The sequence below is a fragment of the Psychrobacillus sp. FSL K6-2836 genome (assembly GCF_038003085.1).
GTDB lineage: Bacteria > Bacillota > Bacilli > Bacillales_A > Planococcaceae > Psychrobacillus.
Window position 1 is genome coordinate 1,023,275 of record NZ_JBBOOM010000001.1, and the last position, 15,143, is coordinate 1,038,417.

The 15,143-nt window shown below is 34.5% G+C and carries 9 protein-coding genes; 1 reads left to right on the forward strand and 8 read right to left on the reverse strand.

The genetic code is table 11. From position 1 onward, the window contains the following. Position 1: 1 nt before the first annotated feature. Positions 2–1,144 carry a polysaccharide pyruvyl transferase family protein gene (locus MKY37_RS04970; protein WP_340774427.1) on the reverse strand — a complete coding sequence of 381 codons (1,143 nt, stop codon included), beginning with the start codon at positions 1,142–1,144 and terminating at the stop codon, positions 2–4. 84 nt (positions 1,145–1,228) lie between these two features. Then, positions 1,229–3,475 carry an S-layer homology domain-containing protein gene (locus MKY37_RS04975; RefSeq protein WP_340774429.1) on the reverse strand — a complete coding sequence of 749 codons (2,247 nt, stop codon included), beginning with the start codon at positions 3,473–3,475 and terminating at the stop codon, positions 1,229–1,231. 321 nt (positions 3,476–3,796) lie between these two features. Here MKY37_RS04975 and MKY37_RS04980 point away from each other — a divergent pair, with 321 nt between their 5' ends. Continuing rightward, positions 3,797–5,755, forward strand: a complete 1,959-nt coding sequence (locus MKY37_RS04980; protein ID WP_340774432.1) for an S-layer homology domain-containing protein — start codon at positions 3,797–3,799, stop codon at positions 5,753–5,755. A 719-nt stretch (positions 5,756–6,474) separates the two neighbouring features. Here the strand turns inward: MKY37_RS04980 and MKY37_RS04985 are convergent. The 6 genes from MKY37_RS04985 to MKY37_RS05010 all read right to left on the reverse strand — a co-directional run bounded on the left by MKY37_RS04985 (position 6,475) and on the right by MKY37_RS05010 (position 15,080). Further along, the gene (locus tag MKY37_RS04985) at positions 6,475–6,651 is read right to left on the reverse strand and encodes a hypothetical protein (protein ID WP_340774434.1); all 177 of its coding nucleotides are present in this window, start codon (positions 6,649–6,651) and stop codon (positions 6,475–6,477) included. A gap of 264 nt (positions 6,652–6,915) precedes the next feature. Beyond that, complete coding sequence (locus MKY37_RS04990) at positions 6,916–8,205, reverse strand: oligosaccharide repeat unit polymerase (RefSeq protein ID WP_340774436.1); 1,290 nt, start codon at positions 8,203–8,205, stop codon at positions 6,916–6,918. Positions 8,206–8,221: 16 nt separating this feature from the next. Then, positions 8,222–9,748 (reverse strand): murein biosynthesis integral membrane protein MurJ, encoded by a 1,527-nt coding sequence (gene murJ, locus MKY37_RS04995; RefSeq protein WP_340774437.1) that lies wholly within the window; start codon positions 9,746–9,748, stop codon positions 8,222–8,224. A gap of 424 nt (positions 9,749–10,172) precedes the next feature. Beyond that, positions 10,173–11,081 (reverse strand): C40 family peptidase, encoded by a 909-nt coding sequence (locus MKY37_RS05000; RefSeq protein ID WP_340774439.1) that lies wholly within the window; start codon positions 11,079–11,081, stop codon positions 10,173–10,175. A gap of 170 nt (positions 11,082–11,251) precedes the next feature. Beyond that, positions 11,252–13,129 carry an N-acetylmuramoyl-L-alanine amidase gene (locus tag MKY37_RS05005; RefSeq protein WP_340774440.1) on the reverse strand — a complete coding sequence of 626 codons (1,878 nt, stop codon included), beginning with the start codon at positions 13,127–13,129 and terminating at the stop codon, positions 11,252–11,254. Positions 13,130–14,027: 898 nt separating this feature from the next. After that, the gene (locus MKY37_RS05010; RefSeq protein ID WP_340774442.1) at positions 14,028–15,080 is read right to left on the reverse strand and encodes a CAP and S-layer homology domain-containing protein; all 1,053 of its coding nucleotides are present in this window, start codon (positions 15,078–15,080) and stop codon (positions 14,028–14,030) included. Positions 15,081–15,143: the final 63 nt, after the last annotated feature.

The following is a 15,143-nucleotide window of genomic DNA, read 5'->3' on the forward strand; positions in this document are numbered from 1 at the left end:
ACTATTTCATCACTGCCTTCGTAAATTGTGAAACCCCATTATGAGCTTCTTCATTAAAATGCGCTGAAAGTTTTTTTGTGTTTTCTACAGTTTCATCCCAGTCGTTCTTCATCTTACTATAAGCATTATTGAATAGAGACTCATCCTGTTCAATACTATCCATACTAAAACAGAATTCCTCTAAGCCTGCTAAATGCATAAAATCATTTACTTTGTTATGGTAGGAAACTGCAATAATCGGTGTAGCTGTTGCTGTTGCAAGTATAAGTGAATGTAATCTAGTTCCAATTACAATATCTTGTACATTCGTTATTTCAAGTATTTCATGCGGCATTAAATTTTTATCGATAATCTCCACTTGGTCTTTGTGTTTCATAGAGTTCATAATATGTTTTGTCGCATCTACATCTTGAGGAAACTTAGTTGCAAAAAAAGTAAACTTAACATCATGTTGTTCTGCTAGTTTATCTAAATTTTTTGCCATGCCGTTTATATAGGTCCTGTATTTAGATTCACTGCCCTGTGGCCAATAATTCGAATTGAAAAATGGCACTGCAGAAACTCCTATTCTAGTTGGAGTTGAATTATAAACTTTCGAAGAAGTTTTTAATGTAAAAGCTGGATCTCCTATAATAGTGATCGGTCTTTTGACACCAATACTTTCTAAAAGTTGCTTCGATTGTGGATCTCTGACAGATATACTATCCGCAAACCTACACAGAAATCTTAAGCTCCATTTTCCCATAGAGGTATGAATAGGACCGGCACCACAGCCATAAATAACGTATGGTACATTCATATTTTTGGCCATCAATGCATAAGTTCCGAACAATTGTGCCTCTCTTTTATAAAAGTCCATAAGGATTCCACCACCGCCAATGACTAACAAGTCTAGCGATTGAATATATTTCCTATTTTTTTTGTACGTATGTATAAAAGTATTAAAATTCTTCCCTTTTTTATAATATAGAGGATAACTTTTAACGCCATATCGGTTTACAGTTTGTTGAGGATTGTTACTGAAAACCGTAATATCTTCTATTTGTATAGGGAAAGTATGTAATAATTGTTGGAGAATACCTGAAAGAATTGCTTCATCCCCATTATTATTATTTCCATAGTTCCCCACAATCCCTATTCTCATCTATTTAACATCCTTTTGTCTTTATAATATCTGATTATAACATAATAAAAGCCTCGCCACATACGATGGAGAGGCTTTTATTAACTATTGAGTTATTCTATATAAAAATACACTGAAATGCATTCTTGAAATAGGGTTTTCTGGCTTATACGTTCCATCATTGAAACCAGTGGTCACCCCGGTTGCAGTTAATGTATTTATATCATTAGCTGCCCAGTGTTGACTAGGTACATCTGTAAATTTTTTATCTGTTGTTCCCGAAAGATTATATGCATTAACTAAAATTTTCGCCATTTGAGCTCTTGTTAGTTTACCATTCGGGTCAAAATATCCATTTTCTTTCCCATTTACAATACCTAAATTTGCTACTGCAGCTATTTCTTTATAATAAGGATGTGTTTTTGGCACATCTTTGAAATTCGGATCAGTAATTTTGTCTAAATCCAAATCTTTTATTCTACTAATTATTACAGCTGCATTTTTTCTAGAGATATCATTATTTGGTTTGAATGTTCCATCCTTATATCCAGTAATAATGCCTTTACTAGTTAAATAGTTAATCTCTGTAATATACGGATTTGTATTTAGGATATCACTAAACTTTGAAGTTACGTTTGATGTAACTTCTATCTCGACCGATGCTTTTTTTGTACCTAACTGCGCAACTACTCTACCTTTTCCAACTTTGTTGCCAGCGGTGAATACTCCGGCTGATGTTATAGTCCCAATACCACCTTCAACTGACCATTTCAGCTGTTCCGGCGAATAGATCAATGACTTCTTATCTGCATCCGTAGCATTCGCTTTAAATGTCAGCTTGCTATTAATATGTGCCGATTTCGCACTAGCATTAATCGTCAAATTAGTTGGTGCTGAAACGATTGTTAGTGGAAATGATTGGAACGCAGTATCATAATTTACACGAACTCTATCCGAACCTTCTTTTAATGCAGTAAAGCTTGTACCATTAAATGACACTAAGTTATTATCTGAAGTATTTACTATCTTGCTAGAACTAACTGTAATAGGATTGTAAAATTCATCTAATATATAGTTAATTTTGTAGGATGAAGTCGCACCTACTAACATAGTTCCAACATTAGAACGAGTCAAATTGATATTACTTGGATTACTTGTCGGAGCCGTACTGATTGCCTCTAGGATTGCGGATACTTTTCGTTGAGATCCTGCGGAAGGTTTATTTGCTAGAACGACTGCATTACTTCCATAGTTTCTTATACCCATAGTTGTCGAACCACCACCATCAAGATTAAGCGCACGGTCAACTCCAAGACTAACTAGATAATCTGCAAATTGGGACATATTCATCCCCTTCTTATTTGCTCCATCTACTGTTACAAGATGAACTGTCTTTTTGTCTTTACTAATTGCAATTGCACTACGAGAAGTGACCTGTGTTGCTCTAGCACTGGATAGATTCATCGTAACATGTTTCTTTCCATCCTTCACTAGCATCGGTCCACTTGCTAGCATAAACTGAGAATCTTTCCACTTGGAGTCAATATCAAATTCAACTGATACTTCTTCTCCTATCTTCATCTTATCCCCAATTGCACGCCATTCTGAGCCATGGAAAGATAGAACAAAGCCATTCTTTGGTATGGTCACTTTTGCGGTAGAGCCCATATGAGTACTTATTACTTTCCCAGTTATTGTCTGTCCATAATATGTAGAAGTGATAGGTGTATCCGATTCAAAAACTACTTCTATACCATATTGATTTGAATCTGTCGTTGTTTTTACATTTTGTGGAGTAAAAATAATTGCCTCATCTGCACGTCTTTCTCTATTCAATCCAGATAAATCATAGGTCAAATTATCATAACTCATCTTAATATCGAAATCATAAAGATCTATTTCAGCATTCCCATCAGCGGTTACACCAAAAGCAATCGGTTGGTTGAAATATTCTGTAGTTGAGTCTAATAGAACTCCTCCATTTAATATTTCATTTTCCTGAGAGATTAAAAACAGAGGGTACCCCTCACTCATGTCGAAAAATGCAGCATTTACTGCACCAACAACTCGATTACCTTCGACGGAGTCTCCTGTTGCGATACTAGTTGTCGTTTCCTTACTATTAAAATCTATTGGCAATCCAATGTTGACCTTTGTATAAGCATCATTTAGATTAATAGCTAAATGGTTAATAGAGTTTACTCTAGCCCCCGTATTTGTATATTGTTTGTACTGAACTCCAGAGGATAACTTCATATCTTTGTCTACTGTTTGAGCTGCTAATCCTTGTAGAGGCACCATAATCATAAGTACTAGTAACATTAAAATAATCTTAAAACCTTTTATTTTCATAATTAACACGCTCCAATTTTATTAAGAGCTTACACCATCCTTTCATTCTAATAGAATCATAACAAAGTAAAGGGTTGAATTCTATGTTCCATTTGTTTCATTTATATAGTCTTTTTACCATATTTAGAAAAGCGCAAGTGCCTATGTTAGCCTTAAAAGCGCTGGAAGACTTAGGCAGGATACGCGCTAGAGCTTGACAGATACTGGGTAAAAAACATAAACTTTCTTACTTTTAATAAAACTAGAGACCTTTTACTCTTAAAGAAATCCATCTATTCTGTTAAAATATGAGACAAGCTATAATTAGAAAGGTGCTATATTATGAAAAAAATAATCATTTTAGCTGTTTCGTTACTTCTCTCTTTTAGTATATTTACTAGTCCAAATGCGTCAGCTAGTGCTTTTACAGGCAACTCACATGAAAAGTCACTAACATATTTGGCGGAGAATAACATTTTACTTCCCGATAAGGATGGAAAGTACTATCCATATCGTTCTGTTACTAGGGGAGAATTTGCTAGTTACCTAGCAAAAATTTTACAGTTACCCGCAAGCAGCGAAAGTACATTTACGGATGTATATTCTACGAATCCATTTGCAAAAGATATCCTAAGTGCCGCAGAAGTAGGCATCATAACAGGCTATCCTGATGGAAGCTTTAAACCGAATAATATTATTACACGCCAACATATGGCAGTTATGATCTCTCGGGTTCTAGATTATTTAGTAATACCTAAAAATACTGGTACTTTAACCTTCACAGACTCTAAAGATATTTTGGAAGAGTACATAACTGACGTTTCTATAGGGGCAAACCTAGGTATTATAAAAGGTAGCACCGAAGGAAATAAAGTATTCTTTTATCCACAAAAAAGTACAACGATAGCTCAATCTGCAACCTTTATATACAGATTAGTTGAAGTTGCTAAAGAATATGGATATACAGACTTTCCAGATTTCTTCTCCTTCGAAGTCAAAGAAATAGTAAACAAGCAATTAGTTAATAGTAAGCAATATAAGACATTTGAAGATGCACAAAAGGGTGTTACCAAAAACAATCAAGTCATTGAACGCAATGGAAAGATTATTAAGATGCCTTCTGGTCTTGTAATTACAAACGGATACACAGTAGTGTATAGCCACCCTAAAGAAGAAACGAGATATGTCACAACTTCAGCAACTATTGACACCGAAATGGAATACCTTGGGACTGAAGTTGAAGAGGATTATTCAGGAAAGAAAATATTCTGGGCAAAGGTACAATATGCTGATCGTATCGGGTATGTAAAACTAGATAAAGCGACGTTGAAACCGTATGTATTATTAACAAATAGATCTTATTACAGCGTCTCAAACGGAGAACTAAAACATACTATTTACTACAACTCAACCAATAGAGAAGCATCTTATATTATCGGAAAAGCACCATCCGTACTACAGGAAGGAAAAAAGTATTATAGCTGGAATGGATATACTTTTTATAATGAAAATAATACAGCAATAACTGGGGAATACTTTAACTACTATCAATTCCTCCCTGCCCGTTCTAAAACAAATTATACTGTCGAGGAAATAGACTCGTATATTATGAGTGAATTAACACGACTTGAAAATCTTTATACTCTTTATCCGACAAGCTATCCAAATTACAAAGATGCAACGGTAAATAGTAAGCTAGTAGGATTAGGAGAAGTTTTAAAACTAACAGAAGAAAAGTATCAGGTTAACGCTCTCATGATTCTAGCGCTTGCTCAAAACGAAAGTGCTTACGGATTGAGTAATCAAGCTTTAACGAACAATAATCTATTCGGATTATATGTGACAGATACAAATCCATTAAACAAAAAGTTCACATCAGTTGAATCTAACATTACAGAGTTAATGGAAAAATTTTGGAATTTAAATTATATTCCACCTACTGCAGGGTATGCAAATGGTGCAGTGTTTGGAAACAAAACAATCGGCTTTAATGTTCGATATGCATCAGATCCATACTGGGGTGCAAAAGCTGCTGGACAATACTATAAAATAGATAAATTCCTAGGATTTAAAGATGCTGGAACGTATAAAATTGGAATGACAACAACTTCTGGTGTCAATGTTCGTAAGGATGCATCACTAAATTTCGCAGCAGCATTCACCTATAAGCTTTCTAATATGCCAGTCATTATTATGAATCCAGACATTAATGGTTTTGTTGAAGTTCTTTCAGATTCACCTAGCTACCAAAACCTATATATTCATAAAGACTTAGTTCGCGAGCTTAATATTATAAAATAATTTGTATTGAAAGAGCAGAATTCTGCTCTTTCTTTTTTTCAAACAGAAAACCGGGATATAAAAGATGCCCAGTACTTTAAGGTCAAAACCTGTTTCTATCGTTTTCGAAGTGCTTTGGACAGACGTTTTGCTATATGATTACCGAGTGAATTTTTAGGGTTGCTGGTTGGTTGTGACGGATGTCACAACCAACCAGCAACCTTTTTTCGGTAATCTTATGGCGTTTGACTGTCCGTCGCCATTCTACAACTCTTAGAAACAGATTAGTGCATTTTTTGGTAACTAGAGAAAAGATACTATCCTATTCATATAGCAAGCTCACGAAGATGCAATTTCGTGAGCTATTTCGCTACTTTATTTAGTAAATACTTATTATTTATATATATATCCACTAGTATAAAAGAAAATCTACTCTGTTGATCCTTCTTTGGATAATTTATAGTATTTCTAATTCAAAACCGTGGATAAAAATTCCTATTCGCAAGTAAATAGTCATCAATAGCAAGTAAACGATAATCATGAGCAAGTTACTCAACTAGTAGAGCAAGTAACAGCCCGATGAGCGCAGTAAATGACTTACTAGAGCAAGTAGATGGTTTCCTCGATCCATGTAGAGAATTTCTACACTTAGGCGCGCTGCACCACCCTAAATATGGATAAAAATGCCGTTTCGCAAGTAAATGGTCCTCAATAGCAAGTAAACGATATTCATGAGCAAGTTACTCAACTAGTAGAGCAAGTAACAGCCCGATGAGCGCAAGTAAATGGCGTAACAGAGCAAGTAAATGGCTTCCAGCCCAAAGCATCAGTTCGTGGAGAGAATTTCTACATTCATGTAGCACTGGCCGCATGCTATCTAAATGGATAAATTTCCCGTTCCGCAAGTAAATAGTCATCAAGAGCAAGTAAACGATAATCATGAGAAAGTTACTCAACTAGTAGAGCAAGTACCAGCCCGATGAGCGCAAGTAAATGGCCTAACAGATTAAGTAAATGGTTGCCGGGACAAAGCATCAATCTATAGAGGGAATTTCTACACCGCCGTGCGTTCGTCGCAGCAAAAGCGACCTTCATCCTTTACGAACTCTCATTCTGTTTGATGGCGCATATCATTTTCCATAAAAAAGTCTCACACCAACTTTCTAGTGTGAGACTTTTTATTATATATTTGTATTTACCTTAGAATTTTTAGCCTTACTCAGTGCTGCGGTTAATACAACAAATCCGATCATTAGCAGGAATATTAAATCCAGCAATCCGGTATGCATGGAAACTGTAAAAATAGTTAAAACAAAAGCGAATGCGACTGCTTGATAACTATCATATCCATTTTGTTTCACCTGATTATATAGCATAGAAATAATAACACCATATAGAAGGAAACCAATTGCAACTAACAAGTATCCTCCATCTAAGAAGAGCTGTCCAATATAGGTTGGAGTCGTAGTTCTAGTTGGTCGAGTTATATATTTTCCTTCTTCAACACTCAATGAGTTAACGATTTCTGTGACCTTCATACGAGGTGAAATTTGCTCACCAGGTAGAATTGTAGAGAAGATTCCACCGTGAATTTCGCCATTTAGATATTCTTCTTCTTTTGTATACTCAATAATTTTACTTAATACGATATGTCCCGTAACAGCTTCTCCGTTCAGTGAACGTATCCATTTCGGAACAAGGTTAACTTTTCTTTCAACCGTTATTAACTTTTCTGCCTCAGTCTCCGTTAGTTCAACATCTGGTTGCTCTCTTGAGTTAAAATCCTTAGATGTATCTTCAGACAGTACTCTAAAGAAACCGAATAGCGAGAAGAAGACCCCTATTACTAACAAAGTAGTTAAAAACCAAGTTAATTTGATACGTTTAACAGCATAGTGGAAAATAATAAGACCTGTAAATAGCATCAATATTATTGGTGTTCTATATCCCATCATTAGGAACATTACCATTATTACACCATAGATAACAGCGTATAGAAGCAATTTGCCTTTAGTCATATTTTTTTCTTTAATAATTTTTAAAGATAAGATGAGAATAGCACCGAACCAAAGTAACTGACTTAAAAAGTTTAACTTAGGATCCAGATTACGACGCACGGATTCATCCGAAATCCCAACATCTCCACCTGTCATCATTGTAAAATACGCAAGTCCGCCTATTATTACAAGTGCCCAAATCATCCAAATTACGTAACCTCGAAGAAACGAAAGTCCAAGTGTAGGGAATGTCCATTCTTTTTTATCTACAAAGTAAACTCCTATATAGTAACAGATTAACGCTAAGATTACGGATGGCCAGATAGATGTATTTACATTAAATAACTCAAATCGATGAAAATCAAAAAGACTTATAAAGAAATACAAAACTAATATAAATGGTAAAAAGAAATAAGGTGAAAATGTATCGATTTTATTTAAATTCTTAATTTGCTTTTTTATGTTATTTTTCATAATTTAGTAACCATCATTAGATAGATGATGAATTTCCTCCCTTAGATAAAATAGTTTTCACGAATTCGTTGTTGAATAACATGAGAACTAAAAAGTAAACTACTGCACCAGGTAAAGCAATTGTTAGAATGTGTAATAGTGGCGGTAAATCAGCTATTTCGGTAAATTTATCTACCATGTTTATAGTCACAAACATTGTAGCTGTTGCTATCACTACTTGTAAAGTATTTTTCAACAAGAAGACTTTGTTCATACCACCGATTAATTTCCATAATGTTACAAACGTTATTGTCGAATATAGAACTGCAACGATTGAGGTAGAAAACGCTATACCCTCGGCACCGAAATAATTCGAAAATATCCAGTTCGATGCAATGTTAAGGAAAATTGAAATTATACCGATTCTCATCATATAATGACCTTTTTCCAATGTATAGAACCCTTTTGCAATGATCGCCTGGATCGAATAAAAGAACGTAGAGCCTATGTATAAAACTGCATAGGATGCTGTTACTTCAGTGGAAGCAGAAGTAAATGCACCACGTTCGTATACAACACTTACTAATTCTTGCATTAGAAAGACCATTCCAGTTAAAGCAGGTGTTAGGAAAACAAGTAAATATAGTATTCCTTTTTCTATACCATTACGGAATTTTAACATATTATTCTCTGACCTTGCACTGGCGATAATAGGAAATACAATTGTTGCTATTGTTACAGCAAAGATTGCTTGTGGAATATTAACTAGTCTAAATGCATAGTTTAGATTGGAGACTGTACCCTCTACACCTATTCTAGCTGCAAAAAAAGAATTTACCGTTAAGTTTATTTGACCGACTGCTATAGTTAAGCCAACAGGAAGGAAAATTCCATAAAAATCGAATACTTCTTTTTTATCCATTTTCTGTTTCCAGTTAACAAATTTCTTCGGCGTACGATAAACAAATTTAATAAGTAAACTCAATATAGTTCCAACTAAATAACCAACTGGTACAGATAGTATTCCTATTAAATCGTGAAATAGGAGTGTAAAGATAATTGTAACTAAAACTACACTTGTCTGAGAAAAGACTGAAAATGAAAATTTCTTTTGTGCATCAAAGTAACCTTCATAAACAGCATTTACTCCAACCAATACAACTGAACCAAAATAAATGACACTTACCCAAATAGCAATTTCCATTCCGCCTTCAAATGCGGAAAAGCTCGGATAAAATATATGTATAATCGGAGAGCTAAGTAACATTCCAATTATGGCTATTCCTAATGCTATCCAAAATGTTCCTTTAATAATATTGGTTAAATGAGAATCTCCTCTACCTATCCCTTCAAACTTATAATAACTTGGTAAAAAAGCATCCTTCATACCAGTTAATAAGAACAAAATGATTGCATTTGGAATCGTCATAGCGGCAAAATATACATCAGCTTCAAAGGAGTCGGCAAAATAAGCTGCAATAACAAGATCACGAATCATACTTGAGAATTTTAAAATAATTGTAGATAATAGTAAAAATATAGATGCGAACTTTAATTTATTCATAACTAATCCCACCCATATTGCGAGGAAGTATTAGAACGTCATAATTTATTTTCGAATGCAATTGTTGATAAATAAATGAGGCTACTTTATATACAAGTTTTACGCTTCTTCTAAGCATAATCTGCAAGAGTGAAATAATTCTCAATGATGTTATATTGTTGCAGAGCCTAAGGACAAAAACACTCTTCATCTTGTTCTTCCTTTCATTTGGAACTTACTAGTCCCTAGATTGCATTTTTTTATTATATCATATTTACTTATGAAATACATTTTCGCACAGAAAAGTTTATGTCCTTTTTCTACAAGACGTTATAACGACTAATTTTAACTTAACTACAAAATAGAAACCCTTTAAGAAGTAGTATAATTTCCATGATTGTTCATGGTTTACACTCACTGCTTAAAGGGTATATATTTACTAATCTTATTTAAGTCTATCTATAAATGTGTCCATTTGTGTATATGTTACATTATCGTTTATCCCAAAAGTTCCATCAGGCTTTCCTATTGTGACTCCATTTTGAGCTAAAATTTGAACATATTCACTTGCCCAATGAGTAGTATTTACATCAGTAAAGTTATGAGTACCAGCTGCTGGCTGCAGATTAAATGCTTCAACTAAAACCTTTGCAACATGTGCTCTGGTAATAGGTTTCGAAGGGTTAAATTTACCTTCTTCATTACCGCTAAATATTCCAGCTGCTGTAACTGAATTTATCGCTTCATAATATTCCGAAGTTGTTTTAACATCTGAGTAATCTGCTTTGTTATCAGCTAATGGAAGATTCAACTTACTAGCAACACTTTTTGCTACTTCCGCTCTACTAGCAAAAATACTCATATCAATACTTGCGGATTTTACTTCAACTTTTTCTGTCGTTTGTGATTGATCCAAAACTCTTTTTGCACCTATGTATTTGTCGCCCCAATAGTACGGGTCATTGATAGATGAAACACTAACTCCATTGGAGGTAGATGAATGAATGAACTGGTTTGATCCAATATATATTCCAGCATGAGAAACTCCCTTGCCTGAAGTATTAAAGAATACTAAATCTCCAACTTCTAAATTGCTTTTACTTACGCTTGTACCATCTTTATATTGTTCTGAAGTCGTTCTTGGTAAAGCTATATTTACATCCTGAAATACTTGTTGGATAAATCCTGAACAGTCAAAGCCTCTAGATGTAGTGCCACCGTATGCATATGGTGTTCCTATATAATTATAAGCTTTCGTTTTAATTTCACTTGGCGATGCAGCATTCGCTGCTGAGACATTCATCATTAGTAATGCTGAACTAAGTAGACATACTTTAATAACTTTCTTAAACATTATGTTGTAAAACCTCTCTCTATAGCAAAATCTGTAGTAAGCATAACATCATTTATCGGTGTTAAACATTACAGTTTCGTCTCATATAAATAACAAAAATATAACAAAAAGATTACAAACAAAAAAAGACAGCACATAGTCATTATTTGACTAGGCACTGCCTCTGAATATTATTGAATTGAATAGTAATCTCTTATTCCATTAAATATGGATTGAGCATAAATCTCTATATATTTATCATTCACAAGTTTGTTTAAATCTTGCTGATTAGTAATAAAACCTAGTTCTACCAAAACAGATGGAATCTCCATTTGTTTAATGACGTAAAATTCTCCTTCTTTTGTCCCACGATTATTCATACTTGCATTTTTTATAATTTCTTGTTGAATTTTCGTGGCAAGAACTTTACTTTCTGCGCCATTATCATTCGCTGATAAATTATAGAATGTTTCTGTTCCGGTAACACTTTTATTCGCTGCAGCATTTACATGTATACTAACAAAAAGTTCTGTGTTTGTAGACTTGGATAATGCCACTCGGTCTTGAAGCGATGGATATGTATCGCCAGTTCTTGACATAATAACCGTTGCTCCAGCACTTTTAAGCTTTTGTTCCACAAGTTTCGCCACTTTAATGACGATACTCTTTTCTGTAACACCTTGACTAGAGGCACCTGGATCTTTTCCACCATGACCAGCGTCCATTAATATAATCCTATTTTTTAGTACACTTCCGGTTTGATTCAACAGTTTCAAATAAGTTTTACTTACGTAACCTTGTCCACCACTGTATTTAACTTTAGCCCAAGAGCCATTAAGACTTTCTACTGTTACTATTTTACCTTTTGTTAAGCTACCTACACTCGCATAAGTTGCTCCTGGACCACTACGAACATTTAGTGAGGTTGCTGTTACTTTACCAATAACGTCTCCTAAATTATCTGATCCAGTGTCTTCAGGTATTGTAGCATCCTTTGTATAGCTTGCACTGATGTAACCTGGGATATTATCCACTTTTACTAAATACCAGCCATCATATAATCCGTACGTTTGTAATTCTGTATTTTTACTTACAGTACTAATAATAGCCCCGCTTGTTGTTGGTTTACTTCTAATATTTAAATCAGGAGAGGTTGTTAATACTTTTCCAGTGGAAGCACCAATTTCCTTGCCATTAATATCTAAGAAACTTGTATAAGCACTGCTAATGTATTGTAATTCACCTTTATAATCTATCTTTAACCAATCACCTGTGACTTCATAAACAAATACCTTTTCTTTATCGACTAATTTACCGACAACTGTTCCAGAATTATTTGGCTCTGTTCGAACATTTAGCGTATCATTACTAACTTGAATAATGACTTGTCCAATCGATTTACTTGGATCAGGTAGTGTTGCTCCATCAACTTCTTTATATACTTTAAATTCGTCTTCCATTCCACGAGCTACAAAAAGACTAAATTGTCTACGAGTCACACCACTATTTGGCATATATTTATTATTGGAGCCCTGTGTAATACCATTATAATAAATAGCCTTTACATACTTAGCTAGTTCATCGTTATTATTTATATCGGAAAAGACAATAGGCTTGTTTGCATTTTCAGTTAAACTCAGATTAAACGTCTTAACTAGAGCAATACTCATATCGTCTCTAGTAAATGGTTTGAAAGGACTAAAGTTTCCGTTTCCTGTACCTTTCATGTACCCAAGTTTTACAGCTTGTTCAATATACTCAGATTCTTTTAATTTTACGTCTTTAAAACTCGATTTACTAACCTTTAACGGTCCATGTCCACCTGCAAGAACTAGCATCTTAGCTGCTTGATAGCGAGTTAATACATCAGTAGGTTTGAATTTCTGAACTCCACCACTTTCATAGCCTTTTATAATTCCTTTATTATATATATATTCAATTTCCTGATAACCTTCATCCGAATTCGATACATCTGAAAAGGTATTGGCAGCATTCGCTTGGATTGATAGCGAAAAAGCTAAAACTAGCATAAGACTGATAGTAACAATTTGTTTAATTTTACCTAACACTTTTGAGCTCCTCTCCTTATCCTTATACGATAATATCAAAAAACTACTTCCATTAATATCCTCATTTTTACTCAATTTTTAAATTTTCCTACAAATTAATCGCTTTATTGATAAAATAGGGAGAATTCACTTACTTTTCTATAAGAAAAACCAGGTACAGCCGCCCGGTCCTTTAAGTTCAAAACCTGTTTCTATCGTTTCTGAAGGGGCTATGAACAGACTTGGTGCTGTACTATAACCATTTTTTTGGGGGAGATGCTGGTCGTGACTGACGTCACGACCAGCATCTCTTTTCTTGGTAATCTTATGGAATTTGGCTGTCCGTCGCCCCTCTACAACTCTTAGAAACAGGTTAGTGCATTTTTTGGTAACTAGAGAAAAGATACTATCCTATTCATTTAGGAAGCTCTCGAAGATGCAATTTCGTTCGCTATTTCGCTTCTTTATGGGTCAAACACTTACTACCTCTTTTTATTTCCACTAGAATAAAAGAAAATCTACTTTCTCCATCTATTATTGGATAATAGCATTTCTAATTCAACTGCGATTACAGATTATTTATTCACTATCTAAAATTTAACTAATCTTATCGTCTTAGCTATAGGTTTTACTATAACCTATATCCTTAGTACTACACAGTATATTGATTGTAGTGGAAGGTGGCGACTCCGGCAGGATGAGTGAGACAGATGAAACATCACAGGCGAACGCGCAAGCGTCGGTGATGGTTCATCGCTCACCCTGCGGAACGCGTCCATCTGAAACGGAAATCAGCAGTATTTCCCCTTCATTAAAGTCCCAAGAATCCAGTGTTCACGGGGACATTTTAATATACTTTCTAATCTTCTTTTGAAAAAAGCTGAATCAATGTCCAATTTGACTTGATTCAGCTTACAAATTATTTACTGGAGAACATATGGACGTAATAATATTGGTTATTATCGTTTAAAGCTATTCCTACGCCAATTTTCGTATACTTATTGTTTAGTATATTAGCTCGATGACCAGGAGAATTCATCCAAGCGGTGACTACCTCATCAGATCCTTCGTAGCCATGTGCAATATTTTCCCCAAAGGTTTTATAGAAGTATCCGAATCCATCTGCCATATCCCAAGGAGCTCCATATATTGGCGAAGTATGTTCAAAATAATTATGTTCAACCATATCCTCTGCTTTTATAAATGCTATTTGGGATAGCGTTTTGTCTTCAACTAAAGCAGTCAACCCTTGTTTTTTGCGCTCTGCATTTACTAGTTTAATAGTTTCTGAGACAAAACTCACATTTGCTTGTTCGATACTTTTATATTCCTTTTCATAAGGATCATAGATAGTTTCATTTTTTTCTGGGTTTTTCTTATATTCCATACTTCTGTCTAATATAACTAGAGCTTGAATTCGGGTCACTGCACTACTAGGTGCAAAGGAAGTTTTTGTTTTACCCGTTGTAATTCCAGTTTTAGCTAAAAATGCTATGTAAGGTGCTGCCCAATGGCCTTCTCGTACATCTGTGAAAGGGACTTTGACTTTTTTTTCAACTTGAAAATCATTCATTAAAACAATAATTTTGGATAGTTGTGCTCTTGTTAACGTATCATTGGGGTTGAAATTCAGTCCATCATTAAAAATTCCTGCTTTTGTTAGTGTGGCTATATCCTTATAAGCAGGATGATCACTCGTGATATCTGTAAATGAGGGCTTGTAATCAGTAGAATCTGGTAATTTTAAGACTCTATTAATAATTTGAGCTACCTGGGCTCTACTAATGGAGTTATTCGGACGAAAAGTTCCGTCTGGATAGCCAGTAATGACTTCATTCTTTTGATTGGAGACTAATACCGGATAATACCACTCATCTTCACTAACGTCTGTGAATAGTGAAGCTTGTGCTATTCCTGGAAACAATAAGACCATGAATAACGCCAACCATAAGAATCTATTAAACTTTTCCAAGTAAATTACCTCCTTTCTAATAAGTATACACAAGAAAGGTCCAATTTAAACTAAAAATCCCTT